The 25,434-nt window shown below is 71.7% G+C and carries 24 protein-coding genes and 1 tRNA gene; 9 read left to right on the forward strand and 16 right to left on the reverse strand.

Translation table 11 applies throughout. The features are described 5' to 3' along the window. Positions 1–131 precede the first annotated feature (131 nt). Both OG841_RS32445 and OG841_RS32450 read right to left on the reverse strand, forming a co-directional pair. Positions 132–1,505: a hypothetical protein gene (locus OG841_RS32445; protein WP_328638141.1), complete on the reverse strand. Its 1,374-nt coding sequence runs from the start codon at positions 1,503–1,505 to the stop codon at positions 132–134. An 80-nt stretch (positions 1,506–1,585) separates the two neighbouring features. Further along, a complete protein-coding gene (locus tag OG841_RS32450) occupies positions 1,586–2,356 on the reverse strand; it encodes a DUF4097 family beta strand repeat-containing protein (protein WP_371567573.1) in 771 nt (256 codons plus the stop codon). Between the two features lie 245 nt (positions 2,357–2,601). Between OG841_RS32450 and OG841_RS32455 the strand changes: the two genes are divergently transcribed. Next, a tRNA-Val gene (locus OG841_RS32455) sits at positions 2,602–2,673 on the forward strand. A gap of 46 nt (positions 2,674–2,719) precedes the next feature. Here OG841_RS32455 and OG841_RS32460 read toward each other — a convergent pair. Next, a complete protein-coding gene (locus tag OG841_RS32460; RefSeq protein WP_365117383.1) occupies positions 2,720–3,058 on the reverse strand; it encodes a hypothetical protein in 339 nt (112 codons plus the stop codon). A gap of 51 nt (positions 3,059–3,109) precedes the next feature. Next, positions 3,110–4,405 carry an MFS transporter gene (locus OG841_RS32465; protein WP_328638138.1) on the reverse strand — a complete coding sequence of 432 codons (1,296 nt, stop codon included), beginning with the start codon at positions 4,403–4,405 and terminating at the stop codon, positions 3,110–3,112. Positions 4,406–4,640: 235 nt separating this feature from the next. Between OG841_RS32465 and OG841_RS32470 the strand changes: the two genes are divergently transcribed. Beyond that, on the forward strand, positions 4,641–5,066 hold the full coding sequence (locus tag OG841_RS32470) for a DUF6003 family protein (protein ID WP_328638137.1): 426 nt from the start codon (positions 4,641–4,643) through the stop codon (positions 5,064–5,066). A gap of 87 nt (positions 5,067–5,153) precedes the next feature. Here the strand turns inward: OG841_RS32470 and OG841_RS32475 are convergent, their stop codons facing one another. Then, a complete protein-coding gene (locus tag OG841_RS32475) occupies positions 5,154–6,119 on the reverse strand; it encodes a YihY/virulence factor BrkB family protein (protein WP_328638136.1) in 966 nt (321 codons plus the stop codon). 62 nt (positions 6,120–6,181) lie between these two features. Next, positions 6,182–6,730 (reverse strand): YciI family protein, encoded by a 549-nt coding sequence (locus OG841_RS32480; protein WP_328638135.1) that lies wholly within the window; start codon positions 6,728–6,730, stop codon positions 6,182–6,184. 177 nt (positions 6,731–6,907) lie between these two features. On the opposite strand from OG841_RS32480, the gene OG841_RS32485 reads away from it, so the two are divergent. Further along, on the forward strand, positions 6,908–8,104 hold the full coding sequence (locus OG841_RS32485) for an MFS transporter (RefSeq protein ID WP_328638134.1): 1,197 nt from the start codon (positions 6,908–6,910) through the stop codon (positions 8,102–8,104). 84 nt (positions 8,105–8,188) lie between these two features. On the opposite strand, the gene OG841_RS32490 is transcribed toward OG841_RS32485, so the two are convergent. Further along, a complete protein-coding gene (locus OG841_RS32490) occupies positions 8,189–9,175 on the reverse strand; it encodes an alpha/beta fold hydrolase (protein ID WP_328638133.1) in 987 nt (328 codons plus the stop codon). A gap of 154 nt (positions 9,176–9,329) precedes the next feature. Here OG841_RS32490 and OG841_RS32495 point away from each other — a divergent pair, with 154 nt between their 5' ends. Continuing rightward, positions 9,330–9,842 (forward strand): GNAT family N-acetyltransferase, encoded by a 513-nt coding sequence (locus OG841_RS32495; protein WP_328638132.1) that lies wholly within the window; start codon positions 9,330–9,332, stop codon positions 9,840–9,842. A 41-nt stretch (positions 9,843–9,883) separates the two neighbouring features. Here the strand turns inward: OG841_RS32495 and OG841_RS32500 are convergent, their stop codons facing one another. Then, positions 9,884–10,798, reverse strand: coding sequence for a ketopantoate reductase family protein (locus tag OG841_RS32500; protein WP_328638131.1), 915 nt, complete (start codon positions 10,796–10,798; stop codon positions 9,884–9,886). Positions 10,799–10,915: 117 nt separating this feature from the next. Between OG841_RS32500 and OG841_RS32505 the strand changes: the two genes are divergently transcribed. Beyond that, positions 10,916–11,146 carry a DUF2277 domain-containing protein gene (locus OG841_RS32505; RefSeq protein ID WP_030325559.1) on the forward strand — a complete coding sequence of 77 codons (231 nt, stop codon included), beginning with the start codon at positions 10,916–10,918 and terminating at the stop codon, positions 11,144–11,146. A gap of 152 nt (positions 11,147–11,298) precedes the next feature. On the opposite strand, the gene OG841_RS32510 is transcribed toward OG841_RS32505, so the two are convergent. Together OG841_RS32510 and OG841_RS32515 are read right to left on the reverse strand one after the other, a co-directional pair. After that, a complete protein-coding gene (locus OG841_RS32510; RefSeq protein WP_328638130.1) occupies positions 11,299–12,327 on the reverse strand; it encodes a zinc-binding dehydrogenase in 1,029 nt (342 codons plus the stop codon). A 47-nt stretch (positions 12,328–12,374) separates the two neighbouring features. Further along, entirely contained in the window at positions 12,375–13,352 is a 978-nt protein-coding gene (locus tag OG841_RS32515) for an aldo/keto reductase (RefSeq protein ID WP_371567578.1), read from the reverse strand. 215 nt (positions 13,353–13,567) lie between these two features. On the opposite strand from OG841_RS32515, the gene OG841_RS32520 reads away from it, so the two are divergent. Then, positions 13,568–14,461, forward strand: a complete 894-nt coding sequence (locus OG841_RS32520; RefSeq protein ID WP_328638128.1) for a helix-turn-helix transcriptional regulator — start codon at positions 13,568–13,570, stop codon at positions 14,459–14,461. A 57-nt stretch (positions 14,462–14,518) separates the two neighbouring features. Here OG841_RS32520 and OG841_RS32525 read toward each other — a convergent pair whose 3' ends face one another. From OG841_RS32525 to OG841_RS32545, 5 genes are all read right to left on the reverse strand, one after another. Further along, positions 14,519–15,130 carry a DedA family protein gene (locus tag OG841_RS32525; RefSeq protein ID WP_328638127.1) on the reverse strand — a complete coding sequence of 204 codons (612 nt, stop codon included), beginning with the start codon at positions 15,128–15,130 and terminating at the stop codon, positions 14,519–14,521. A gap of 172 nt (positions 15,131–15,302) precedes the next feature. Continuing rightward, the gene (locus OG841_RS32530; protein ID WP_328638126.1) at positions 15,303–15,752 is read right to left on the reverse strand and encodes a DoxX family protein; all 450 of its coding nucleotides are present in this window, start codon (positions 15,750–15,752) and stop codon (positions 15,303–15,305) included. A gap of 88 nt (positions 15,753–15,840) precedes the next feature. Next, complete coding sequence (locus tag OG841_RS32535; protein WP_371567581.1) at positions 15,841–17,799, reverse strand: FAD/NAD(P)-binding protein; 1,959 nt, start codon at positions 17,797–17,799, stop codon at positions 15,841–15,843. 178 nt (positions 17,800–17,977) lie between these two features. After that, complete coding sequence (locus tag OG841_RS32540) at positions 17,978–19,657, reverse strand: alkaline phosphatase D family protein (RefSeq protein WP_371567583.1); 1,680 nt, start codon at positions 19,655–19,657, stop codon at positions 17,978–17,980. 71 nt (positions 19,658–19,728) lie between these two features. Beyond that, positions 19,729–20,373: an HNH endonuclease family protein gene (locus tag OG841_RS32545; protein ID WP_328638123.1), complete on the reverse strand. Its 645-nt coding sequence runs from the start codon at positions 20,371–20,373 to the stop codon at positions 19,729–19,731. 346 nt (positions 20,374–20,719) lie between these two features. Here OG841_RS32545 and OG841_RS32550 point away from each other — a divergent pair, with 346 nt between their 5' ends. Then, entirely contained in the window at positions 20,720–21,301 is a 582-nt protein-coding gene (locus tag OG841_RS32550) for a TMEM165/GDT1 family protein (RefSeq protein ID WP_328638122.1), read from the forward strand. A 191-nt stretch (positions 21,302–21,492) separates the two neighbouring features. After that, complete coding sequence (locus OG841_RS32555) at positions 21,493–22,161, forward strand: HAD-IA family hydrolase (protein ID WP_328638121.1); 669 nt, start codon at positions 21,493–21,495, stop codon at positions 22,159–22,161. A 43-nt stretch (positions 22,162–22,204) separates the two neighbouring features. On the opposite strand, the gene OG841_RS32560 is transcribed toward OG841_RS32555, so the two are convergent. Continuing rightward, entirely contained in the window at positions 22,205–23,149 is a 945-nt protein-coding gene (locus OG841_RS32560) for a peptidoglycan-binding domain-containing protein (RefSeq protein WP_328638120.1), read from the reverse strand. A gap of 160 nt (positions 23,150–23,309) precedes the next feature. Between OG841_RS32560 and OG841_RS32565 the strand changes: the two genes are divergently transcribed. After that, positions 23,310–25,355: an MDR family MFS transporter gene (locus OG841_RS32565; protein ID WP_328638119.1), complete on the forward strand. Its 2,046-nt coding sequence runs from the start codon at positions 23,310–23,312 to the stop codon at positions 25,353–25,355. Positions 25,356–25,434: the final 79 nt, after the last annotated feature.

Below are 25,434 nucleotides of genomic sequence, written 5' to 3' on the forward strand. Positions count from 1 at the left end.
TCCTTTATGAGAGGTATGTGGGTCTCATTCCATGTCACCCCATTCGAGCGATCTATGCAAAAGAGGGAGATTTGTCTATCTCGTGCGAGATTCAATCTCCCGCTCGCGAGTGGATGACGAGTGACGCACTCTCAGTGCGAGCCCCCGCGCTCCTCGCGGATCTGCGAGACCACCCGCGCCACGGTCTGCCGTACCGCTTCCGTCTCGGTGAGGAAGTGCCAGTAGTCGGGGTGGCGGCCCTCCAGGGTGGCGATCGCCCGGTCCAGGCGGGCCACGGAGTCGTCCAACGGGCGTGCGTGCCTGGGGTCGGGGGTGTTGCGGCCGCTCATGGCGAGGCGTTGGGCGTCGCGGAGGGCGAAGCGGGTGCGGTCGATCTCCTGCTGGGGGTCCTTCTGCACGGCGTTCAGCCGGCGCAGCCGGTCGCCGGCGGCGGAGACGGACTCGTCGGTGGTGTTGAGCAGGGCGCGGACCGTGGAGAGCAGGGAGGTCGCGTCCGGCCAGCGCTGCTCGTCCCGCGCGGCGCGGGCCTCGCGGAGTTTCCGCTCGGCCTGCCGTACGTTCTCCGTGGCCTGGTCCGGGACGTGCTGGAGGTCCTGCCAGCAGGCGGCCGTGAAGCGGCGGCGCAGTTCGCTGAGAACCGGGTCGACCTGGCCCGCGCGGGTGGTCAGGGCCTCGGCGCGGGTGCGCAGGGAGACGAGCCGGTGGTCGATCTCCGCGGCCCGCTCCGGCAGCCGCTCGGCCTCCACCCGGATCGACTCGGCCTCCCGCGCGACCCGTTCGGCCCGCTCCAGTGTCTGCGGCACGCCATGCTGTCCCGCGCCCTGGTTGAGCTTGGTCAGTTCGGGGCCGAGGGCGGCGAGCCGGGCGGCGAGGTCGTCCGCCTTCAGCCCCGACTTCCGTACGGCGTCCAGGGCGTTGGAGGCGGCCAGCAGCCCCTGCCGGGCCCGCTCGACGGCCGGGGCGAGGCGGGCGAGCTGGGTCTCGGCCTTGCCGAGCAGCGGCCCGAGGCTGTCGCCGAAACGGTCCAGCTCCCGCTTGACGTTGCCGAGGTCGTCCTTGGCCCGGGTGAGCTCGGTACGCGCGTGTGCGGCGACCGAGGCCTCCAGGTCGTCCCGGTCGAGGTCGTGGGCGTCGACGGCCTCGATGTAGCGCTGACTGGCCTCGTCGATCCGCCCGCTGACCGCCTGGAAGTCGGCGACCGCCCGCCGGGCGGCGGGGGAGTCGTCGACGGCCCTGATGGTCTCGATCGAGATCCGCAGATCCCGCTGGGCGGTGTCCAGTTCGTAGAACGCGGCGGCGGCGGCGTCCTTCGCGGCCTGCGCCTCGGCCCGCTGGCTCTCCGCCCGTCCGCCGAACCAGCGCCGGGTGCCGCCGCCGGCGAACGAGGCCGGCAGCGCGAGGGCGGCGAGCAGAGGCAGACCGACGAGGGTGAGGGTGTCCTTGAGCGCCTGGCGGTGTGCGCGCGGCACCGACGACGAGTACGGCTGCGATGGTGTCGCCGTCACATCCCTCTCCCGTGCTGTGTTCCGTCCTGGCGGTGCCCGGTGTCATTCTCCCACCGGTAAGGGACGAACACACGGGCCGGTTAGTTCGCGGTTCGCACCGTGACCTTCCCGTCTCCGCTCTGGGCGGACACCACGTGGTCGCTGGAGTCGGACCGGGGCACCGACACATCGACCCCTCCGTCGCCGGTTTTGGTGTCCACGCGGTAGGTGGCCTTCGGCAGCTCGACGGTCACGGAGCCGTCGCCGCTGCGGGTCTCCACCCGGTCCGGTACGGCACCGAGTTCGAGATGGAGCGAGCCGTCCCCGGTACGGGCGGTGATGCGGCGGGAGGTGACGTCCGCCCTCATGGAGCCGTCGCCGGTGTGCAGCTCCAGCGGCCCGCTGGAGTCGGTGACCCGCACGGAACCGTCACCGGTGCTGATGCTCAGCGGCCGGGTGAACCCCCGGGCCCGCACACTGCCGTCGCCGTCCTGGACCTTCACGCCGATGTCCCGCGGCACCTCGATGCGGTGCTTGGCCGCGCAGTCGGCCACGACACCGCTGCACTTCATGCGCAGCACCAGCCGGTCGTCCTTCATCGACCAGGTCACCTCGGGGTCCTTGCCGAGGGCGACGGTCCCCTGGAACCAGCGGGTGACCTCGATCGTGCCCGCCTTGTTCGAATCGGCGGCGACGATCTCCAGCGCCGAGTCGTCGGAGTCGACGGTGAGGGTGCGGCCGTGGAGGGCGAAGGACTTGTGGTCGGGGGTCTTGTCGTCCCCGGCGGAGGCGCCGCAGGCGGTGGCCCCCGCGACGACGAGCGCGACGACTCCGGCCGCGGCGGCGGCACGTACGGGAACGGAACGGACCATGATGATCTCCCCCTGATCTAGCCCTGGACGGGCGATCGCGGGCAGTCCGCGACCCTGCTTCGACCCTAGGGACCGGGGCTCCCGCGGGGGATCCGGGTCGCTCCCGGATCGAGGGTGGGGTTTTCCCCCGTATCAACCCTGACTCCTGCCTGACTCCTGCACTGACTCCTGCACTGAGTCGGCCGGGCCCCGGCCAAGGGTTTGCAGGACAGGGTCCCGGGCAGGGTAGGCTGTCGACTCGTCTCGGGTGCGTAGCTCAGGGGTAGAGCGCCTGCCTTACAAGCAGGATGTCGGCGGTTCGAAACCGTCCGCGCCCACACCGGAAGAGGACCCCGGCCGATCTCGGCCGGGGTCCTTCGTCGTTCAGCCGGTTTCCGGCCTGCGGAACGCGTGCTTCAGCTTGGTGCGGGCATCCACGCGTTCCGGTGTCGCCACGTCCGTCCAGAAGCGGTGGGTGGTGACGAAGACCGCGAGTTCGTGTTCGCGCTGCCGGAGCTTTTCCACCTCGGCCTGTTCATCGGGGGTCCAGCCGGGGGATGCGGGGCGCTCCACCTTCCGCCAGCCGTTGCTGTCGCTGAAGCCGTCCAGCGGGGCGACCGACCAGGGAAGCCGCTTGAGCAGGGCCGACAGCTCGGCCCGGACCTGATGCAGCTCCTCCTGACCGGCGAGGAGGTCACTCGGAAAGTCATAGGTCGTAGCCACGGCACAATGCTACGCCTGTTCGATTTTGGGTGGCGAGTGGCTTCGGGAGGTTCATGCGAACGGGGGCGTCCGGTCCCTCCCCTCTCCTGCACACGCGGGAAGCGACCGTCCCAGGCGGGCGAGCGGGGACAGGGCCATCACCACCGGGGACAGCAGCATGCCCGCGGCCGTCACCAGGAGGCTGGTGCGCAGCCCCCACTCCTGCGCGAGGAATCCGCCGAGCAGGGAGCCGAGCGGGGTCATCCCCATGCCGACGAACGTGATCGTGGCGGCCACGCGGCCCTGCATCCCGTCCGGGGTGGCCGTCTGCCGGACGGCCATGACCATGACGTTCACCAACTGGCCGCCCGTCCCGAACACGAAGCCGACCGCGAGGAGCACGGGAAGCGTCACCGCGGCGGAGCCGTGCAGCGCCGGCACGCACAGGAACGCGCCGTCGCCGAGTGCCGCCGCGGACAGGAGCACCACGCCGTAACCGAACCGGCCCGGCAGCCGGGAGGCCAGCACCGAGCCCAGGAGCGCGCCCGGCCCCGTCGCCGCGAGCGCCAGCCCGACGGCGGTGCCCGACAGGTGCAGCTCCCGCGGCAGGAAGAGCAGATAGACGGTCATCATGGCCGCGAAGCAGAACTGGAAGGCTGCCGAGGCCAGGCACACGGTCCGCAGCGAGGTGTCGCCGACGACGAAACGGAGGCCCTCGTGGATCCGCCGCCCTATGCGAGGGGGCCGTTCCGAGCGCTCCGGGATCGATTCGCGGCGACGGATCCGCCGGATCGACAGGAACGACAGCGCGAAGAACAGCGCACCGGCGGCGGTGGCGATCGGCGCCGACAGCAGGGACACCAACGTGCCGCCGAGGGCGGGCCCGCCGATCTGCGCCGCGGACCGGCTGCCCTCGAGCGCGCTGTTGCCCCGCACCAGCTGATCGTGCCTCACCAGCCGCACGAGAGACGCCTGGTAGGCCACGTCGAAGAACACCGACAGGGCCCCCACGGTGAAGGCCACCACGAGCAGCGCGGGCAGGCCGAGCAGACCGAGGAGGCCACCCAGGGCGGCGGCGGCCAGTGCCAGGGTCCGGCCGACGTCCGTCAGCACCATCACCGTGCGGGTCCGCCATCCGTCCACCCACGCGCCGACGAAGAGCGAGAGCAACAGGATCGGCGCCTGTCCCACCGCACGCAGGACACCCAGCTGGCCGGCACTGGCGTCGAGGGCCAGGACGGCGAAGAGCGGCAACACCAACAGGCTTGTGTGTTCACCGAGTTGGGAGGACGTCTGGCCCACCCAGAGTCGACGGAAGTCACGGTCCCGCCACAGGCTCGACGGGGCGGGGCGACCGGAATCGGACATGGCGGAGGAAGCGGACGGCACGGAGATCCTCGGATCGAAGGCTGCTGTGCCACACCGTCAGGGCAGCACGCGATGACAGGCCGGACGGCCTACGACGTCAACGCGCGCTCGGAAGACCGGGCATGTCCTCGCTCCTCTTCGGTCACTCGCCCAACCAGAACATTAGCCGGGCGAGGCTGGGTAATGGGATGGCGATCAGCCCCTGTTGAGGAGCGGTGATGAGAAGGAGCCGAGGATGACCGACGACGCCTATCTGTTTCTGCTCGACGACGCGTCCGCGCGACTCGGCGTGACCCCCGCCGCCGTCGGCGGTCTCGCGTGCATGGACACTCCCGCGGTGCGCGCGTGGCTGGACGCGCAGGGAACCACGGCGACCTCCCCGCACCTGCGTCTGCTGCCACCGGAGGAGACCGCCGCCGTGCCCGAGGGGGCCGAGCGGCTGCCCGTGCCGCTGAGCGACGAGGAACTGAGCCGGCTCCGCCACCACCTGGCGCCGGAGCCGCTCGCCGGGGTCGAGGAGGAGCTGCTCGCCTACCGCGACTGCGCGGACGGCCGGGACGGCCTGATCGGACGCGCGCTGGCCGCCGGCGTGCCGCCGCACCGCGTCGTCGAGCTGACCGGCGTGGACCCCGCGACGGTCACGGCCGCGGCGGCAGGCTGACGGCGGGATTGCCGTCGTCGAACCGGCGTGGACCCCGCGACGGTCTCCGCCGCACGGAAGACTGACCGCGAGACTGCCGCCTCGGCCTCACACCCCCGGGCCGGGGTCCGGATGGACGGCCGACTCGATGCCGGCGCGGGCCGCTTCCAGCTGCGCGGCGAACGCGATGCCGAGGAAGAGCGCGACGGCGGTCAGGTTGGCCCACAGCAGCAGGGCGATGAAGGCGGTGAGCGGCCCGTACACGGCGCCGAAGGCACCGCTCTCCTCGACGTACAGGGCGAGCAGCCAGGTGGCCGCCACCCACAGCAGCAGATGTACGGCCGAGCCGAAGGCCAGCCAGGTGTAACCGGGCTGCACACGGCGCGGCGACCAGCGGAAGATCACGGCGGAGGCCACCCAGGCCAGCGCGAGCCCCACGGGGAGGTCGAGCACACCCCACCAGCGCGGCCCGCCGCCGTCCCGGCCCGCGGACTCGGCCACCGCGTCGCCGACGGCCTCGCCGGCCACCAGCGTGAGGAACCCCAGCACCAGGGGCAGACCGGCGGCGAGCGCGAGCACGAGCCCGCGCGCGTACTTGTGCGGGAAGGGCCGGTCGCGTTCGATGCCGTAGATACGGTTCGCGCCGCGTTCGATCTGGCCCATGGCCGAGGCGAGGTTCAGCAGCGCGAAGCCCAGACCGAGCCACAGGGCGAGCGTGCTCCAGACATCGCCGTGCGCGGTGCGCCGCGTCCCGTCGAAGGCGTCCTTCACGATGTCGGCGCTCGCGCCCGGCACGATCCGGCCGAGCGTGAGCTCGATGATCCGGCCCACGCCCTCCGTGTGCACCGACGTGGCGAGACCGACCAGCGCCACGGTGCACGGAACCAGCCCGAGCACCACCTGGAAGGCGAGGGCCCGGGCGTTGGTGAAGCCGTCGGCGTAACGGAACCGCGCGAAGGAGTCGGCCAGCAGCCGCAGCCCGCCGTAGTGGCGCAGGGCGGTGAAGGCCTCGTCTCCGGAGAGCTCGTCCCCGATCATGTCCCTGGTCTGCGGGACGCGGACGGCGGTACCCATGGCGTGGACGCTCCTTGCTCGGACGGCCGGTCCCTGTGCGGTTGCCCCGAGAACCAGGGTTGTCAGCGTCGTCCGCCGAACTCCCACTCATGGACCTCCACGGCCGCGTACCGGTCCGCGGTCAGCACGGCCCGTGCCCGGTCCGGGTCCGGGGCACGGACCAGGGCCGCCGTGCCCAGCCAGGCGGTGGCGTCGTCGGACAGGAGAGGGCCGTAGGCGATCAGGTCGTCCCTGCCGGGCGGTACGGCCAGGTCGGCGGCCTCTCCCGTGCCGAGACCGAGCACCAGATACCGGTCGCCACCGGTCCGGCCGCCGGGAAAGTCCCACATGGTGCGGCCCAGCAGGTTGCGCCAACGGCGCAGCAGTACGTCCCGGTACGCGCCCGCCTGATAGTTGGGTTCGTCGAACGCGAACGCGCGGGCGGCCGCCGGATCGGGCAGGTCGACGATGTGTACGCTGCCCGTCGGTGTCTCACCGTCGGCGGCGAACGTCGGCCCACGGGCGATCAGTTCGGCCGCGAACCGGTCCATGTAGGACCAGTGCGCTTGCGTCAACTCCTCGCGCAGCGGCAGGGAGCCGGGCCGGTCACGGTGGTAACAGAAGAACTCCATGACCACGGAGCCTTGTCGACGGACGGCGTCATCTCAATGGCATTTCGTGCCTCGCATTCGTCCAAGTGTCGTCGTTTCTTTGTCCATGGACCGATCCGCGGTCGGGACGCGAGGGTCGGTTCATGGATGCGGATCTTGAGGATTGTCGTGCATAGCCCGGTGATCGGACGGTCAAGGATGCCAAGAGGGCTCGTCGCGCTGGCCGTCGGTGGGTTCGGGATCGGGCTGACCGAGTTTCTGATCGCGGGGCTGCTGCCCCAGGTGGCGGAGAGTTTCGCGGTGTCCGAGGCGGCCGCGGGGCGGCTGATCTCCGGATACGCGTTGAGCGTGGCGGTCGGTGCGATCGCCCTGACCGCGGCGACCGCGCGGCTGCCCCGCAAACACGTCCTGGTCGGCCTGGTGGTCCTGTTCGTCCTCGGCAACCTGCTGTCCGCGATCGCGCCGAGCTATCCGGTGATGCTGCTCGGGCGGATCGTCGCGGCGCTGTGTCACGGCTCGTTCTTCGGCATCGGGTCCCTGGTCGCGCGCAGCCTGGTCGCACCCGAGCGCAAGTCCCGCGCGGTGGCCGTCATGTTCGCCGGGCTGACCGTCGCGAACGTGCTCGGCGTGCCGTTCGGCGCGCTGGTGGGGGAGCGCTGGGGCTGGCGGGCCGCGTTCTGGGCGGTCACCGCGATCGGCCTGCTGGCGCTCGCGGGAATCATCGCGTTCGTGCCGAGGAGGGCCGGAGAGACACCGCCGACGGAACCGGCGGCCCCCACCGGCCTGCGCGCCCAGCTCGGCGCGTTCCGGTCCGGGCAGGTCTGGCTGACCCTGGTGGCCACCGCGCTCGGCTACGGCGGGATGTTCGGCGCGTTCAGCTATATCGCCTACACGTTCACCGAGGTCGGCGGCTTCTCCTCGGCGGATGTCGCCTGGCTGCTCATGGTGTACGGCGTCGGCCTGGTCGTCGGGAACCTGATCGGCGGGCGGGCCGCCGACCACGACCGTGACCGCGCGCTGGTCCTCGCCCTGGCCGGACTCACCGTCACCCTGGCCTTGTTCGGGCTGCTCGCCACCAGCGCCACGGCATCGGTGGTGCTGGTGTTCCTGATGGGGGTGTTCGGGTTCGCCGGTGTGCCCGGCATGATCACCCGCGTCACCGACTACGCGCACGGGGCCGCCCTGGCCGCCAGTGCCAACGTGTCCGCGTCCAACATCGGCAACGCGCTGGGCGCCTGGGCCGGAGGCCTCGCGATCACCGCGGGCCTCGGCTACACCGCACCGCTCTATGTCGGCGCCGGCATCGTGCTGACCTCCGTCCTCGTCATGACCGTCGCCGCGCATCGAGCGAGGACGACCGGAAGGCAGGCCCGCGAGTCAATGGTCCGGCGATGACTTGCGCTGTCGACAACCCAGGCGGAGCTCCCCCCGCCTCGAACTCCTCAACGGCGGCGACCGCACGCCCACGGTGAACGTGCGCTACCGCCCGGTCCCGACCGATCCCAGCCAGTCGGTCAGGTGACGGCCGACCTCCTCGGGGCGTTCCTGCTGGATCCAGTGGCCGCAGCCGTCCAGGAGATGGGCGCCGCGCAGACCGGGGAGGGTGGCGGGGAAGGCGTCGATGGCGTCGGAGAGCCAGGTGGTGGAGGCGTCCAGGGTGCCGCCCAGGAAGAGGGAGGGCTGACGGATCGCCGCGCCCGCGTGGGCGGCCAGATCCTTCCAGTCCCGGTCCATCGCGCGGTAGCGGTTCAAGGCGCCGGTCAGGCCCGTGCGCTCGAACTCCCCCGCGTAGACGTCGAGATCGTCCTCGGTGAGCCAGGACGGGAGGCGGTCGGTCGGGAAGCGGTCGCGAAGCCGGCCGCCGGGTGCGACGAAGTGGGGGTCGGCGGGCATGAGGTGGGCGTCGGCCGTGGGCATCGTGTCGGCCGAGAGCGCGGCATAGAAGCCCGCCAGCCAGCCGCGGACGTCCGGTTCGATCTCGCGCTCGGCCCGGCCGGGCTCCTGGAAGTAGGAGACGTAGAACTCCTCCTCCCCGCCCAGCCGCGCGAAGACCTCGCTGGGGCGGGGGCCGCCGGGCGGGGTGTACGGCACGCTCAGCAGGGCGACCGCGTGGAAGACGTCCGGCCTGAGCAGCGCCGAGTGCGCGGCGATCGTCGCGCCCCAGTCGTGCCCGACGACCACCGCGGAACGCTCGCCGAGTGCCTCCACCACGGCCGCGTTGTCCTCCACCAGCTCGGTCATCCGGTACGCCGCCACCGCCGCCGGCTTCGAGGAGCGGCCGTATCCGCGCACGTCCACGGCGACCGCGCGGTATCCGGCCGCGGCCAGCACCGGCAGCTGGCGGCGCCACGAGTACCAGGACTCAGGGAAGCCGTGCAGCAGCAGGACCAGGGGCCCGCTGCCCTGCTCCACGAGATGGATCCGGCCGGCGGGGCCTGGGACCAGACGGTGGGTGCGGTGCGGCATGTGTCCTCCGTGCGTGCGGCGGTGCGGTGACGGCTCACGGACTGCGGCTCACGGCGATCCTGCAGCGTACGGCGGAGTGGCGCGAGGTCTGTTGCCGGTTCGGCAAAACCGCAGGCCGGGGCCGTTGTCAGACGTGGCGCCTAAGGTGGCTGGCATGGATACGGAGCAGGTGCGGCTGGTGCCCTGGGCGGAGGGCGACTTCTGGCTGCTGGAGCGGACCAACAGCCCCGAGATGACCGAGCACTTGGGCGGTCCCGAGAGCGAGGAGAAGCTCGTCGCACGGCATCGGCGTTATGTCGAGCTGCCGGCGGGCCGGATGTACCGCGTCACGCTCGCGGACGGCGGAGAGTCCGTGGGCTCGGTGGGGTTCTGGCAGCGCGAGTGGCGGGACTCCCTGATATGGGAGACCGGGTGGGGGATCCTGCCGGAGTTCCAGGGACGGGGACTGGCCGCGCAGGCGGCCCGCGCCGTCGTGGAGGAGGCACGGGCCGCCGGAGAGCACCGGTATCTGCACGCGTTCCCGAGCGTGGAGCACACCGCGTCGAACGGCGTCTGTCGCCGTGCGGGTTTCACGCTGCTCGGACAGGCCGAGTTCGAGTACCCGAAGGGGCACTGGCTCACGTCGAACGACTGGCGGTTCGACCTGACGGGCGGCGACGGCGGCTGAGGGCGCGCGTGAGGGTGGACGGTGGCGGTCGGGGTGGGCCGTCAGCGGGCGGTGTCCGCCAACTCCCGTACCACCCGGGTCGCGACGGGCACCTTCACCCCGTGCCGGTCCGCCGCGCGCAGCAACGCCCCGCCGATCGCGTCCAGTTCGAGGGGGCGGCCCGCCTCCGCGTCGCGCTGCATCGAGGACTTCGTCCGGGGTGGGAAGGCGTCGTAGCGGGCGAGCGCTTGGGCGGGGTCGGCAGGGCCGCCGCAGGCTGCGCTGACCGCGGCGGTCTCCTCGACCAGGGCGGTCAGCTCCTCGCGGTGGCGGGTGCGTACCTCGCCGAGGGGGAGGCCGTGCAGGGTGGTGAGGAGGGCGAAGGGAGCGAGGAAGGACATCTTGGCCCACAGGGCGGCCGACTCGTCGTCCAGGACCCGGGTCCTGGGGCCGGCCTCGGCCACGGCGGAGGCCAGTGCGCCGAGGCGCTCGCGGGGGACGCCGTCGCCGGTCAGGTCGAGCTCGGCGAAGGGGCTGCCGTGCTCGATGACGCCCGGCGCGATCCGTGTCGACTCGACGCGGATCACCGCGGGGGCGACCCGGTCCGGGCGGTAGCGGGTGCGCAGGGTCGCCGGGTGTTCCACGCCGTTCAGGAGGGGGACGACCAGGCCGTCGCCCAGGGCGGTGGGCGGGACGCGGTCGACCGCGGGGTGGAGGGAGGTGTGCTTGACGGCGATCAGGCAGGCGTCGACCGGTTCGCGCAGCTCGGTGTCGGCCTCCACGGGGGTGGTGAAGTCGCCGAAGGTGCCGCTGCGGATCTGGAGGCCGGCCGTGCGCAGGGTGTTCGCCGTGTCGTCGCCCGCCAGGCAGATCACGCGGTGTCCGGCGCGGGCGAGGAGGGCGGCGAGGAGGCCGCCGGTGCCGCCCGGGCCCAGGACGGCCAGGGTCAGTTTCTGGTGCGCGGAGTCGTGCGCCATGTCGGATGGGTCCTCTCGTCGGTCGGCCCCGGAACCGGTGGCCGCCTCGCCGAGGATCATGACATTCGGAACGGGTGGACGGAAGCGCCGATCCGCTCGGGGAGGGAGACTGTCGGTATGTGCCGCAGTATCAAGACGCTTCGTCCGCCTGTGTTGCCCGAGGAGGCGACGGAGGAGGAGATCCGGGCCGCCGCGCTTCAGTATGTGCGCAAGGTGTCGGGTTTCCGGGCCCCCGCCGCCCACAACCAGGAGGTCTTCGACCGGGCCGTGGAGGTGATCGCGGAGGCCACGGCGGAGTTGCTGGCGGGCCTGGAAGTCCGCGGAGCGGCTCGACGCGAGGCGGGGTGACCTGGGCGGGCGCCGGGTCCGGGGGCCGGCCGGAGTAGGTCGTGCTCGCCTCCGGCGGGTGCCGCCTCGGCTGGACCTGCCGGGGTCCAGTGGGGCTGACGCCCGTCGGCATGAGCGGAATGTCCTTCGCTGTACGGGCGGGGAGCGGGTGGTCAGGGGCGGATGAGGGCCTTGAGGACCTGACGGTCGGCCATGGCCCGGTAGGCGTCCGGCGTCCGGCCGAGGGGGAAGGCCTCGTCGAAGACACGGCCGGGGGCGATGGTGCCGTCCAGGACGTCGGCCAGCAGTTCCGGGATATAGGCGCGGGCGGGACTGGCGCCGCCGGTCAGGGTGATGTTGCGCATGAACTCGGCCGGGCCGATCGGTCCCTGCTCGTATTGGGGAACGCCCAGGCGGCTGATGGTGCCGCCGTCCAGGACCGCGCCGAGCGCGGTGTCCAGGGCCTGGCGGGTGCCCACGGCCTCGATGACCTTGTCCACGCCGCCGGTCAGCTCGCGGACGCGGGCTATGCCCTCCTCGCCACGCTCGGCGACGACGTCGGTGGCGCCGAACTCACGGCCCAGGCCGGTGCGCGCTTCGTGGCGGCCGGCGAGCACGATCCGCTCGGCGCCGAGCCGCTTGGCGGCGATCACCGCGCACAGGCCGACCGCTCCGTCCCCGACCACGAGCACCGCGTCCCCGCGGGCGACACCGGCGGTCACGGCGCCGTGGTGGCCGGTGGTCATCACGTCCGACAGCGCCAGCAGTGACGGCAGCAACGCCGAGTCGGCGGCCACCGGCAGCTTCACCAGGGTGCCGTCCGCATGCGGGACGCGGACGGCCTCGCCCTGACCGCCGTCCACGCCGTCGAAGCCGTACCGGCCGCCGTTGCGGCACGAGATGTGCAGGCCCTTGGCACAGTAGTCGCAGGTGTTGTCGCTGTACGTGAAGGGGGCGACGACCAGGTCACCGGTCTTCAGGCCGGTCACGTCCGCACCGGTCTCCTCGATGACGCCGAGGAACTCGTGGCCCATGGGGCGGCCGGCGTCGGTGGCGGGCATCGACCCGTAGGGCCACAGGTCACTGCCGCACACGCACGCGGCCAGCGTGCGCACCACCGCGTCTGCGGGCTGGACGATCTTCGGGTCGGGCCGGGCCTCGACGCGGACGTCGCCGGCTCCGTACAACACTGCTGCACGCATCAGGGATCACTTCTCCAAACGGGGGTCGTGCCGGCCGGTACGGGCGATCAGCGTTCGAGCATCTGCGCCTGGGCCTCGGTGTGGGTGTCGCCGGCGGCGGGCGGCAGGCTGCTGAGCTGGTCGAACTGCTCGACGGTCAGCGTGACGGCGTCGGCGGCGGTGTTCTCCTCGACCCGGCCGACGCGCTTGGTGCCGGGGATGGGAGCGATGTCGTCCCCCTGGGCGAGCAGCCAGGCGAGCGCGACCTGCGCGGGGGTGGCGCCGACCTCGGCGGCCAGGGCCTTGACCTCGTCGGCGAGCGCCAGGTTGCGCTGGAAGTTCTCGCCGGTGAAGCGCGGGTTGCCGCGGCGGAAGTCGTTCTCGTCGAGCTGGTCGGTGGAGCGGACGGTGCCGGTCAGGAAGCCGCGGCCGAGCGGGGAGAACGGCACCAGGCCGATGTTCAGCTCCCACAGGACGGGCAGGACGCGCTCCTCGATCCCGCGGGTCCACAGCGAGTACTCGGACTGCACCGCGGTGACGGGCTGCACGGCGTGGGCCCGGCGGATCGTGTCCGGGCCGGCCTCGGAGAGGCCGAAGGCGCGGACCTTGCCCTGGCCGATCAGTTCCTTGACGGCGCCGGCGGTCTCCTCGATCGGCGTGTTCGGGTCCACCCGGTGCTGGTAGTACAGGTCGATGTGGTCGGTGCCCAGCCGCTTGAGGGAACCCTCGACCGCGGTGCGGATGTTGGCCGGGCCGGAGTCCAGGTTCCACGCGCCCTCGCCGGCGTGCGAGACCAGGCCGAACTTGGTGGCCAGCACCACCTTGTCCCGGCGCCCCTTCAGCGCCCGCCCGAGCAACTCCTCGTTCGTGTAGGGGCCGTAGATCTCGGCGGTGTCGATGAGCGTGACGCCCAGCTCCAGCGCCCGGTGCACGGTCCTGATCGACTCCGCGTCATCGGTGCCCGAGCCGGTATAGCCGTGGGACATGCCCATGGCGCCCAGACCGATCCGGGAAACCTCCAGGTCACGCAGTTTGATGTAGCGCATCTCGCCCTCTTCCGATCATGGTGTTGCCGGGTCTCTCGCTCTCGCCCGGCGCGGCAGGTCGTGCCGGTCGAAGCCCGGGCGGCGCGAGGGGTCGGCGTCTTCCTCATTCACCCTCGCCCGGATTGCTCCGGTGTGGCAGGGCGGGCTCTTCGGGGGTAATGACAGGGCCCCCCTCCCGCCCGCGGCGCGGGTGCCCGGCGGGTGAGACTGGAGTCATGGCATCCCAGAGCGCGGACAGCGAGGGCGCCGAGCTGGGCCGCTACCTGCGCGCCCGCCGCACCCAGACCAGCCCCGAACGCGTCGGCCTCACCGTCGGCGCCGGCATCCGCCGCACCCCCGGCCTGCGCCGCGAGGAACTGGCCACCCTCGCCGGCATCAGCATCGACTACTACGTACGCCTGGAGCGCGGCAAGGAGACCCGCCCCAGCCCCGCCGTCCTCGACTCCCTCGCCCGTGCCCTGCACATGGACGACCAGGAACACCAGCACCTGCGCGAGCTCGCCGCCCGTGCGGCCCGCTACGCTCCCGAACCGCCCCCGGTGCCCAGCCGCACCGTGCGCCCCCACCTGAAACTGCTGCTGGAATCGCTGCGTCCGAACCCCGCCTACGTCATCAGCCGCAGCATGGACATGCTGGCCTGGAACCCCGGCGGCCTCGCCCTCTACGCGGGCTTGGAGGACTGGCCGGTCAAGCACCGCAACCTCGCCCGCTACCTCTTCCTCCATCCGGCCGCGCGTGATCTGTTTCCGGACTGGGACCGTCAGATCACCGGCTGCGTCGCCCGGCTGCGCGCCGTCGCCGGGACCGCCCCCGACGCCTCCGACCTCACCCACCTCGTCGGCGAACTGCTTCTGAAAAGCCCGGACTTCGCGGGCCTGTGGGAACGCTACGAAGTCACCGGCCGCAAGCCCGTACAGAAGATCTTCCAGCACCCCCAGGTCGGGACCGTCACCCTCACCTCGCAGTCACTGCACGTGGAAGGCACCCCGGGCCAGCGCATCGGCGTCTACACCGCCGAACCCGGCACCCCCGACCACGACGCCCTGCTCCTGCTCGACATGGCTGCCTCGGCCACCTCGGCGCACAACACGGTGCCTCGGCCGAGCTGACCGTCTGCGTCTGCTCCGGCTCGCGGCCGACGTATGTCCGGACGCCGCCGTCGGCCGCTATCGCGCTTGCGCTGTCTCCGGACGTCGTCGCATCACATACGCCGCCCCGGATCCCGCCCCGAACAGTGCCGCTACCGAGACCGCCGTCGCCAGCCAGGTCGCGCCCAGCCAGTGCGCGCCGAAGTAGCCGAGGGCGACGCTGTACGCGGCCCAGGACAGGCCCGCGAGGGCGGACCAGGGGAGGAAGTCACGGGCTCGGCGGTGCGCGGTGCCGGCGAGGAGCGAGACCACCGAGCGGCCGGCGGGGGCGAAGCGGGCGAGGATCACCAGAGCCCCGCCGCCCGCGGAGAGCGCGTCGCCGAGACGTTCCTGCGCCGTGGTGAGGCGACGTGAGCGGGCGATCGCGCGGTCGAGGCGTTCACCGCCCCGGAAGGCGAGGCGGTACGCCGCCAGGTCGCCGAGGACGGAGGCGGTCGTCGCGCACAGGATCAGAGCCATCACGTCCGGGACCTTGCCGGTCGCCGCGCTGCCCGCGGCCGCGGCCGTCGCGGCCGTGATGACCAGCACCCCGCTGGGCAGCAATGGCACGAACACGTCGAGGAGCACCGACAGCGCGACCATGGCGTAGATCCATGGACTGCCGGTCAGTGACCCCAGATTCTCCAGCACCGCGACTCCCCGTGATTCCCCCGTAGACAGCCATACAGCGTACGCCTGGGCAGCGACAGGAGATTCACGGGGGGCTCATGAGATGGGTGCGGCATGTTCACCCGGCTGCCGCGTCCGAACGCGACGGTGCCCTCCCCCACGGACGTGGGGGAGGGCACCGTACGCGATCGCCTCAGACGGCCACGGGCTCCGCCGCCGGCTTTCGTTCCTCGGCCGAGCGCTTCGCGAACAGCCGGTCCAGGCCGAACGCGCCGGACCCGGTGAAGACCAGCAGCAGGAAGGCCCAGCTGAACATCGCCGCGGGCTCGCCGCCGTTCTCGATGGGCCACAGGGCCGTGGGCTGGTGCACCTTGAAGTACGCGTACGCCATGGCTCCCGAGGCGACGAACGCGGCGACGCGCGTGCCCAGGCCGAGCAGGACGAGGCCGCCGCCGACGAGCTGGATCACGGCCGCGTACCAACCGGGCCAGGTGCCCGCTTCGAGGGTGCCGCCGTCGGTGCCCGCGGCACCGCCGAGGACACCGAAGAGGGAAGCGGCGCCGTGACAGAGGAAGAGCAGGCCGACGACGATGCGGTAAAGGCCGAGGGCGTATGGCTGGGCGCTGTTCAGGCGTCCGGTCATGGTGGGGGACTCCTTCGGTCGGGTCGGTCCCACAGGGGGGTCGCCCCAGGGGGAATGGAACCGAGTCGGCCATCCACGGTAGGGGCCCCTAATCAATGCTTGCAAGTTCAACATTTGGCCACTCGTTTGCCCCTTTGGTCCCTCCTGTTTCGCCCCCCGTCGCACGTAGAACGGCTCTCGCCACCGCATCGGCGTCCGAAAGCGTGACCGAATCCACCCCTGGCCGGGCGCCCGCAGCGGTCACCCAGTGCACTCCCTCCGTGGGGACACCGAAGGCGAACCTCCTTGCGTGGGGCCGTCCTTGACGGTCAATCAGGTGATATGGCCGCCGGGTGACGTCCAGGCCGCCGGTCTCGTAACCGTCGACGATGTGCGGCCGGCACTGGCCCGTCTTCAGCAGCCGGGCGAGCAAGTCGTCGGCGGTGCGCCGCAGATCCGGTTCCGGAAGGCGCGCCTCTATGAGGGTCGTCACGTGTACGGCGGACCCCGGCACCTCGGGCGAGCGGGCCACCCAGGTGCCGTCCGCCTCGCGGACCTCCAGGCGAGGGCCCAGCACGTCCACGGTGCCCGCCTCGATCAGCGCGGTCAGTTCCTCGATGCGGCGGCGGGGCGGGCCGATGGAGAGGAAGGCGTTGAGAGGGGTGTACCAGCGGTCCAGGTGGTCCCGGCGGGACGGGCCCGCGAGGCCGCGGTGGTCGACGATCTGCCGCAGTTCGTTGCGCAGGTCCCGTAGGACGTCGAGGGCCGCCTTCAGGGGGCCGGCGACGTTGCCGAGCGCGGCCTCGGCGGCGTCCCGGCGCAGATGGCCGAGGAGCCAGTGGCGCCATGTGCCGGGGTCCGTGAAGGTCTGTCCGGTGTACGGCCGTGAAATGCGGTCCCAGGACCAGCGGTCGGCGTGCGGGATGCCGAACTCGTCCAGTACGGCGGCCTCTTCGGGGCCACGGTGGTCCGTGGCGAGGAAGCGGTCCCTGAACTCCCCGTTCTCGACGAGGGCCTCGTAGTAGACCGTCTCCACCTCCTTCGCCACCAGCGGCCATATCTCGGTGAGGAAGTCGGGGGCCTCGCCGGAGTCGGCGCGTTTGCGGAAGCGGGCGATCGTCTCGTCGGTGAGGACGAGGGGGAGGTGGCGGCCGTAAGGGCCCTTGGCGTTGTCGCCGCGGGCCTGATACGGGATGCCGCGGCGCGAACCGGCGTACAGGCGCGGCTCGTTGCCGGAAGGGAGATAGCGCAGGGTGCCGGTGTCCGAGCGGACGAAACGGCCACCGCGGCCGGTGGTCAGCAGAGCCATGTGGTCGAAGAAGTTCAGGCCCAGTCCGCGCAGCAGCACCGGCTCGTGCGGCCGTATGCGGGACAGGTCCACGTCGGCCGGGTTCGCGGGCGGGACGTGGCGCAGACCGTGGCGTTCGGCGTGGGCGGTGTGGCTGCGCTGGGGCGCGTCGGCGACGACCGGCAGATGCCCCTGGGCGAGGACCACGGCCGACAGCCCGTACAGCACGGTCCCGTCGTCCAGCGTCACCGTCTGCCGCCCGTCGACGGCGTCATCGACCCGCACCGCCCGTGCCGCGTGCACCTCGACCCTCACAACCCCGGGCGCCTGCCGCACGATCCGGGCGAACACCCACTCCAGATAACGCCCGTACTGCACACGGCTCGGATAGTCATCGGGCCCGAGCGGGTCACCGGAGCCCGAACCCGTGCCGGGCACCGCCTCCCCCTCCGCACCACACTCCGCCCCCCACCGCCCGCAAGCCCACTCGTGCAGGCTCGGCCCCCGGCGTATCGGTCCCGCGCAGTCCACGCTCTCGTCGGTGAACAGGGTGACCTGGGAGGCCACCGTGTTCATCAGGAGGTCGGCGGACTGGGTGGGGCGCCATACGCGGCCGGGGCCCGCTGGGGACGGGTCGATGACGTGGACCGTCAAGTGGGCGCCGGGCGGGAGGAGTTCGGGGGCGGAGGCGCAGAGGCGTTCCAGGACGCTGGTGCCGCGGGGCCCCGCGCCGACCAGGGCGACGGAGACGGGCGTGTGGTCCGTGGTCGGTGCGGGCAAGAGCGGGACTCCCGGGCGTGTGGGGCGCGTGGCGGAGCCGTGGAGCTCCACCGGAAGCGGACGGTCCGCCTCATCATGCCGTCGGGAGTACGGGGTGCCGAGCCTGGAGGGCCCGGACTGTGGGATGCATCACGAGCATCCCGTGCCACAGGCGCAACAAACGGCCGGAACGAGCCGATTACCGGGCGAGCCGGGACGCCTCGCGCCCGCTCCCTCCGGTGAGTTCGGACTCCGAGACCGTCACCAGCCGCGTCCGCCCCTCGCCCGACTCCCGTGCCTGGTCCAGCCGAAGCCGCGCCGAACGCCCGCTCAGCGTCAGCGTCATGAGCTGGTTGCCGAACCACGGGCCGCCCGTGTGCCGCCAGGAGACCGGCGGTTGCTCGCAGCCGCCGTGCCGGGCGAGCAGCCGCCCGAGCGCCCGCGCGGTCGCGCTCCAGCCGAAGCGGAAGCCGAACCGGATATAGCTGGGCACGGAGTTGTGGACGGGCGAGCAGGTGAGCTGGAGGACGCGGGCCTCCGGTCCGCCGGAGTGCCACTTCGGCTCGGCCACGTACGCGTGGTGCACGTCCCCCGACAGCACCAGCACCGTCGCCGGCGCCTCGGCCCCGGAGCCCACCTCGGCGATCAGGTCCGCCAGCGCCGCGAAGGACTCCGGGAAGGCCGCCCAGTGCTCCAGGTCCGCCTTGCGCCGCAGATCCTCCCCGAACCGGGCCCAGCGCGCCCCTCGGTCCCCCCGGCACAGCGCCGCGTCCCACGCCTCGGCATGGTGCACCAGATGCGGCAGCAGCCAGGGCAGCGAGGTGCCGATCAGGAGGTGGTCGTAGGAGTTGCGCTCCTCCAGGACCTGTCCGCGCAGCCACTCGGCCTCGCCGGGGTCCAGCATCGAGCGGTTCTCCTCGTCGAGGACGCGGGCCGCGCGGGAGTCCACCATGAGCAGGCGCACCCGGCCGAAGTCGCGCCGGTAACTCCAGCGCACGGAGGCCGCGTCGGCCTCGGCCCGGCAGGCGAAGGCGCGCAACTCGTCGGTGCCGTCCGGGGATCGGCGTACGACGGCGTAGAGCGGGTCGGCGGCCAGCTCGGCCGGGGCGAGGTTGCCCAGGTGCTGGTAGACCCAGTACGACATCAGGCCGCTCAGCAGCCGCTCCCGCCACCAGGAGACGGCGCGCATGTCCTCGACCCAGGAGGCGGAGGTGTTCCAGTCGTCGATGACGTCGTGGTCGTCGAAGATCATGCAGCTGGGCACGGTGGACAGCAGCCAGCGCACCTCGGGGTCGAGCCAGGACTCGTAGTAGAGGTGGGTGTACTCCTCGTAGTCCGCCACCTGGTTGCCCGGTGGGTCGCTCAGATCGCGGCGTGCGGACAGCCAGCTCTGGGTGGCCCGTGAGGTCTCGTCGGCGTAGACCTGGTCGCCCAGCAGCAGGAGGACGTCCGGCCGTTCGCCCTCCGGCTCGGCGGCGATACGGGCCGCGAGGGTGTCCAGGGCGTCGGGGCCCACGGGGTCCTTCTCGCCCTTCGGGGGCGCGGCCCAGCGGCAGGAGCCGAAGGCGACGCGGACGGTGTCCGTGTCGGCGGGCGTGTGGATGACGGACGGCGGAAACCCTGAGAAGGGGGCCTCGGGCAGCGGCCACACGCGCGTGCCGTCCAGGAACACCTCGTAGGACCGCTCGGTGCCCGGGGCCAGGCCGTCGACCGGAACGAGGGCGTAGTAGTGGCCCGCGATCTGGAAGGTGGGGGCCGCACCGCCGGTGCCGTCCGAGCAGCGCACCTCGGCGGCGCACGGACGGCTCGTCTCGACCCACACGGTCGCGGACGAGCCGTCGACGTACCTGAGCAGTGGTCCCAGCCGCAGTTCGGCCACGTGATCCTCCTCCGTCGCCCCGTACGGTACGGAACGGCGGAGGTCCGCGGGGAGGTTCCGTTACGGAATCGTCAGCAGTTGGCGAGGTAGCTCGTGAGCGCGCTCTTCTCCGCCGAGTCGACGGAGAGGTCGTAGTAGTACTTCACCTGGACCCAGGCGCGGACGTAGGTGCAGCGGTACGAGGTGACCGACGGCATCCACTCGGCCGGGTCCTGGTCGCTCTTGGACTGGTTCACGTTGTCCGTGACGGCGATGAGCTGCGGGCGGGTGACGTCGTTGGCGAAGGCCTGGCGCTGGGCGGTGGTCCAGGCGCTCGCGCCGGAGTCCCAGGCCTCGGCGAGCGGGACCAGGTGGTCGATGTCGAGGTCGGAGGCGGCGGTCCAGGTGGCGCCGTCGTACGGGGAGTACCAGCTGCCGCTGGTGGCGGTGCAGGCGGAGTTGGTGACGACGTTCGAACCGTCCCGCTTGAGGATGTACTCACGGGTGTTGCAGGTGCCGCTGATGGTGATCCACGTCGGGAACAGGTCGCGGGCGTAGCCGGTGCGGTTCTCGGTGGCCACCGTGAGCGAGGCGAGGTAGGTGCGGGCGGTGGCCGCGCTGACCGGTGTGGGGAGGGCGGCGGAGGCGGTCGGGCCGTTGAGGACCGCGACGGAGGCTATGAGGGCGGTGAGCGCCCCGAGTATGCTGAGCCGTCGACGCGCGTAGAACTTCGACATGCGAACTCCCTTGGGGGGCGGGGATGTTGGAGCGCGAGCGAGGGAATGCTCGCGGCTCCGTGTTGCGGGGAGATGTGCGTACGGTGAGAAGTTAGTGACGCGTACATGACACGACAAGGTTTATGGCGAAACGATCACGTACGATGGTGGGCGTTGAAGGGGAGTAGCTCTTCGCCGGACCGTCGACATACTGCTCAGCTCGTCTGAGCCGGCGCCCGGAGGCAGGCCGCGTGCGGCCCGTCGGCGAGACCTTCGGCCAGTAGTGCACTGACTGTGTGCTGCCGTGCCGAGGCGTCGTTTCGCAGGAACACTCTCGGTGGGGCAGCCCCCGACCGATTGAGGACCCTTGATCAGCTTCACCGTGACGGCCGTCGTCTTCGGCGTCGTCTTCCTTGCCGAGCTTCCGGACAAGACCGCGCTCGCCGGCCTCGTTCTCGGCACCCGTTACCGCGCCTCCTACGTCTTCGCGGGCGTCGCCGCCGCCTTCGCGCTGCATGTCGCGCTCGCCGTGGCGGCCGGCAGCGTGCTGACCCTGCTGCCGCAGCAGATCGTGCAGGCGCTGACCGGCGTGCTCTTCCTCGGCGGCGCGGCCGTCCTGCTGCTCAAGAAGGACGACGGCGACGAGGAGATCCGCAACCCCGAGGACCAGTCGTTCTGGAAGGTCGCCGGGGCCGGGTTCATGCTCATCCTGGTCGCCGAGTTCGGGGACCTGACCCAGATCATGACGGCGAACCTCGCGGCCCGCTACGACGACCCGCTCTCCGTCGGCCTCGGTGCGGTGCTCGCGCTGTGGGCGGTGGCCGGCCTCGGCATCGTCGGCGGAAAGGCCCTGATGAAGCGGGTCCCGCTCAAGCTCATCACCAAGGTCGCGGCGCTGCTGATGCTGGCGCTCGGGCTGTGGAGCCTGTGGGAGGCCGTGGCCGGATGAGCTGAACGGTGGGTGAACTGTTCCGGGCGGTTTCCGGGGATGGTGGCGGGAACCGGCCCGATTTTGTACCGTGGAGAAACAAAGTGGCTCCCGCTCGTTTTCCCTGACCGGCGGGCGGGGCCGCCTTGTCCCTCCGGGGGGTGCGGGGGAGACACCTCCGAAGCCCCACGTCCCGCGTCTTGGAGCTGCCGATGACGGCCACCGCCGCCCCCACCGTGCTCACCGCCCGCGCCCTCCTGCTCGACATGGACGGCACCCTCGTCAACTCCGACGCCGTCGTGGAGCGCGTCTGGCGCCGCTGGGCCGATCGCCACGGACTGGACGCCGACGAGGTCATGAAGGTCGTCCACGGCCGCCAGGGGCACGCGTCGATGGCGGTCCTGCTGCCCGACCGGCCCATGGAGCAGAACCTCGCGGACAACGCGCGCATGCTCGCGGAGGAGACCGCCGACATGGACGGTGTCGTGGCGATACCGGGGGCGCCCGAGTTCCTGGCCGCCCTGCGGGGGCTGCCGCACGCGCTGGTGACCTCGGCCGACGTCCCGCTGTCCACGGCCCGGATGGCGGCCGCGGGGCTCGGGCTGCCCGATGTCCGTGTCACCGCCGAGTCCGTGGGGGCGAGCAAGCCGGACCCCGAGGGCTTTCTGAAGGGTGCGGCGGAGCTGGGTGTGGCGCCCGCCGACTGCATCGTCTTCGAGGACTCCGGGGCGGGAATCGCCGCCGGGAAGGCGGCCGGGATGAGGGTCGTGGGAGTCGGGGAGCGAGCCGCGGTGCACGGGCCGGATGTGGTGGTGGCGGATCTGACACAGGTGCGGATCGAGCCGGGGGAGGACGGCACGCTTCGGCTCTCCGTCGGGTAGATCCCCCAGTCGGCCCCCATCGGGCCGGCATCCGAGGAACGGCCTACGGCTCCGTCGTCTCCGACTCCAGCCGCTCCCGGGTCGCCAGGTCGTACACCCCGTGCTCCGCCACCTGGATCCCCCGCTGCCACTGATACGTGGAGACCGCGTCCTCGACCCCCTCGTTGTAGTGCCCGCTCGCCTTGCGCGCGTACAGCCCGATCTGGGTGAGCCGCAGCTCGAGCTCGACGACCTCCGGCCCCTCGGACCCGCGCCGCAGAACCTGCGGAGCCGCCTCGCGTGCCGCGTCGGACCCGGCCGCCGCATCCGTCGCGGCGGAGGCCGTCGGGGTCGCCGGGGGCGTGGTGGACAGCGACGGGCTGGGCGAGGCGCTGGACCTCGACGGGGACGGGGAGGCCGACGGGCTCGCGCTCGCCGTGGCGGACGGGGGTGCGGAGGACGGCCGTACGGACGCCGCGGCCGTGGACGGGGACGCCGACGCCGCGGTCGTCGTCGCATCGGGGACCGCCGGTCGTACGTCGCCCCGTGCCGCCTCGTCCCGCACCGGTGACTCGTACGTGAACAGCCCGCCGGCGAAGGCGGTCGCGGCGGCCACCGTCACGACCGCCGCGGCGGTGGCGAGGAGGACGGTACGGCGTCGGGTGCGGCGCGGCGGCTCGTCGCTGGTGCGGCCGGGTGCGGTGGCCTCGGCCTCCACCTCGAACAGGTTCAGGTCGATGCGGCTCGGGACGGTCGGCGGCGGTGCCGGCACGCGCAGCGGCATCGTGACGTCCGGCGCGGGCGCCTTCGGCACCGGTGCGGTCTCGTCGTCCAACTCCACGTACGGCCGTATGCGCAGCGGATCGAAGTCCTCCGCCGCGGCCGCCTCCGCCGTACGTGCGTCCCGCAGTGCGTCCGACGCGCGCTGGGTGCACCCGCAGGACGGGGTGTTGTCGGCCCCTCTCGGTGCCCCGCACTCCGGGCACAGATGGCCGTTCGACTCCGCCATGTGTTCGTCCCTCCCCTCACGATCTCCAGCGATTATGCAGACCCCCTCCACAGCCGACGTTCGGAAGCCCCCGGAATACTGGCTTCCAACAGGACTCAACAGGCCATAACCGGTCACACCGATCACGATGGAGGGATAACGAGAGCCTCAGGAGGTCTTCATGGCCGCGCACCCGCACGGTATGACGGGGAATGTGAGAGACGGACAGGAACAACACGTCTCCGGCAACGTCCTCGTCTCGATCGGGGCCCTGCTGCTCGGGATGCTGCTCGCCGCTCTGGACCAGACGATCGTGTCCACCGCGCTGCCCACGATCGTCAGCGATCTCGGCGGTATGGAGCATCTGTCGTGGGTGGTGACCGCGTATCTGCTGGCGTCCACGGCCGCCACGCCGCTGTGGGGCAAGCTCGGTGACCAGTACGGGCGCAAGCGGTTGTTCCAGACCGCGATCGTGATTTTCCTGATCGGGTCCGCCCTGTGCGGCATGGCCCAGGACATGACCCAGCTGATCGCCTTCCGGGCCCTGCAGGGGCTGGGCGGTGGTGGGTTGATGGTGTTGTCGATGGCGATCGTCGGCGACCTCGTTCCGCCACGTGAACGGGGGCGCTATCAGGGACTGTTCGGAGCGGTGTTCGGGGCGACGAGTGTGCTCGGGCCGTTGCTGGGCGGGTTGTTCACCGAGCATCTGAGCTGGCGGTGGGTGTTCTACGTCAACCTTCCGGTGGGTGTGGTCGCGCTGGGCGTGATCGCCGTGGTGCTGCGGATTCCCCGTAAGTCGAGGAAACACGTCATCGACTACCTGGGGACCTTTCTCATCGCCGCCGTCGCCACGTGTCTGGTGCTGGTGGCTTCGCTGGGCGGGAACACCTGGGCGTGGGGGTCGCCTCAGATCGTCGGGCTCGCGGTGCTGGGGGTGGTGCTGGCGGTCGTGTTCGTGGGGGTCGAGCGGCGGGCCGCCGAGCCCGTGCTGCCCCTGAAACTGTTCCGGGTGCGGACCTTCACCCTGTCCGCCGTCATCAGCTTCATCGTCGGGTTCGCGATGTTCGGGGCCATGACCTATCTGCCCACCTTCCTCCAGGTGGTGCAGGGCGTCTCACCGACGATGTCCGGTGTGCACATGCTGCCCATGGTGTTCGGGCTGCTGCTGGCCTCGACCGTGTCCGGGCAGATCGTCAGCCGTACCGGGCGGTGGAAGGTGTTCCCGGTGGCCGGGACCGGGGTCACCACGCTGGGGCTGCTGCTTCTGCACCGGCTCGACGAGAGCAGTTCCACCTGGGTGATGAGCGTCTACTTCTGCGTGTTCGGGCTGGGGCTCGGGCTGGTCATGCAGGTGCTCGTGCTGATCGTGCAGAACGCCGTGTCGTACGAGGATCTCGGCGTCGCCACGTCCGGTGCGACCTTCTTCCGGTCCATCGGGGCCTCTTTCGGTGTCGCCATCTTCGGGACCGTCTTCGCGAACCGCCTCGGGGACAAGCTGGCCGAGGCCCTGCGGGGCGCCCAACTGCCGCCCGGCGTCTCGGTGTCGGGGCTGGAGGCCGATTCCCGGGGGCTCGCGGAGCTGCCGGGCTCGCTGCGGCCCGAGGCACTGCACGCGTACGCCTCCTCGATCACCGATGTCTTCCTCTACGCCGCGCCCGTCGCGTTTCTCGGGTTCGTGCTCGCGTGGTTCCTCAAGGAGGACCCGCTGCGGGGGTCGGTCACCGCACCCGACGTCACGGAGACGCTGGCCAGCAACCCCGTGGAGCGGTCGTCGTACGACGAGGTGTGCCGGGCGCTGTCGGTGCTGGGGACCCGGGAGGGGCGGCGGGAGGTCTACCGGGACATCACCACGCGGGCCGGGTACGACCTGTTGCCCGCGTCGAGTTGGCTGGTGCTGCGGATGCGGAAGTACGGGTGGGTGGAGCCGGCGCTGCTCGCCGAGCGCACGTCCGTGCCGCTGGGCGTGATCATCGAGGGGGCGCGACAGGTGGAGGGACGGGGGCTGGCGTCGCGGCAGGGGCTCGATCTGCTGCTCACCGAGGCGGGCCAGGAGGTCGCCGCGCGGCTCGCGGCGGCTCGGGAGGCGTCGTTGGGGGAGTTGCTGGGGGACTGGTGGGGACCCGATCGGCCCACTGATCTCGCCCAGTTGGTGAAGGATCTGAACGACGAGTTGTGCGGCTCCGACCGGGAAGAGCCGCACGAGGGGCCCGCGGCTCGGTTGGGATGAGGCGCCTCCCAGGTCATGGCTCGATTGCCGCCTCCACACATGCGGAGACGGTTTGAACGAACCGTTCAGGGCAACCCGG

Source organism: Streptomyces canus (genome assembly GCF_041435015.1).
Classification (GTDB): Bacteria; Actinomycetota; Actinomycetes; order Streptomycetales; family Streptomycetaceae; genus Streptomyces; species Streptomyces canus_G.

What these genes read in the sequence shown, in the direction of transcription:
- OG841_RS32450 (WP_371567573.1), bottom strand. Translation starts at nt 2,356, where the DNA reads ATGGTCCGTTCCGTTCCCGTACGTGCCGCCGCCGCGGCCGGAGTCGTC.
- OG841_RS32465 (WP_328638138.1), bottom strand. Translation starts at nt 4,405, where the DNA reads ATGTCCGATTCCGGTCGCCCCGCCCCGTCGAGCCTGTGGCGGGACCGT.
- OG841_RS32470 (WP_328638137.1), top strand. Translation starts at nt 4,641, where the DNA reads ATGACCGACGACGCCTATCTGTTTCTGCTCGACGACGCGTCCGCGCGA.
- OG841_RS32475 (WP_328638136.1), bottom strand. Translation starts at nt 6,119, where the DNA reads ATGGGTACCGCCGTCCGCGTCCCGCAGACCAGGGACATGATCGGGGAC.
- OG841_RS32480 (WP_328638135.1), bottom strand. Translation starts at nt 6,730, where the DNA reads ATGGAGTTCTTCTGTTACCACCGTGACCGGCCCGGCTCCCTGCCGCTG.
- OG841_RS32485 (WP_328638134.1), top strand. Translation starts at nt 6,908, where the DNA reads ATGCCAAGAGGGCTCGTCGCGCTGGCCGTCGGTGGGTTCGGGATCGGG.
- OG841_RS32490 (WP_328638133.1), bottom strand. Translation starts at nt 9,175, where the DNA reads ATGCCGCACCGCACCCACCGTCTGGTCCCAGGCCCCGCCGGCCGGATC.
- OG841_RS32495 (WP_328638132.1), top strand. Translation starts at nt 9,330, where the DNA reads ATGGATACGGAGCAGGTGCGGCTGGTGCCCTGGGCGGAGGGCGACTTC.
- OG841_RS32500 (WP_328638131.1), bottom strand. Translation starts at nt 10,798, where the DNA reads ATGGCGCACGACTCCGCGCACCAGAAACTGACCCTGGCCGTCCTGGGC.
- OG841_RS32505 (WP_030325559.1), top strand. Translation starts at nt 10,916, where the DNA reads ATGTGCCGCAGTATCAAGACGCTTCGTCCGCCTGTGTTGCCCGAGGAG.
- OG841_RS32510 (WP_328638130.1), bottom strand. Translation starts at nt 12,327, where the DNA reads ATGCGTGCAGCAGTGTTGTACGGAGCCGGCGACGTCCGCGTCGAGGCC.
- OG841_RS32515 (WP_371567578.1), bottom strand. Translation starts at nt 13,352, where the DNA reads ATGCGCTACATCAAACTGCGTGACCTGGAGGTTTCCCGGATCGGTCTG.
- OG841_RS32520 (WP_328638128.1), top strand. Translation starts at nt 13,568, where the DNA reads ATGGCATCCCAGAGCGCGGACAGCGAGGGCGCCGAGCTGGGCCGCTAC.
- OG841_RS32530 (WP_328638126.1), bottom strand. Translation starts at nt 15,752, where the DNA reads ATGACCGGACGCCTGAACAGCGCCCAGCCATACGCCCTCGGCCTTTAC.
- OG841_RS32545 (WP_328638123.1), bottom strand. Translation starts at nt 20,373, where the DNA reads ATGTCGAAGTTCTACGCGCGTCGACGGCTCAGCATACTCGGGGCGCTC.
- OG841_RS32555 (WP_328638121.1), top strand. Translation starts at nt 21,493, where the DNA reads ATGACGGCCACCGCCGCCCCCACCGTGCTCACCGCCCGCGCCCTCCTG.
- OG841_RS32560 (WP_328638120.1), bottom strand. Translation starts at nt 23,149, where the DNA reads ATGGCGGAGTCGAACGGCCATCTGTGCCCGGAGTGCGGGGCACCGAGA.
- OG841_RS32565 (WP_328638119.1), top strand. Translation starts at nt 23,310, where the DNA reads ATGGCCGCGCACCCGCACGGTATGACGGGGAATGTGAGAGACGGACAG.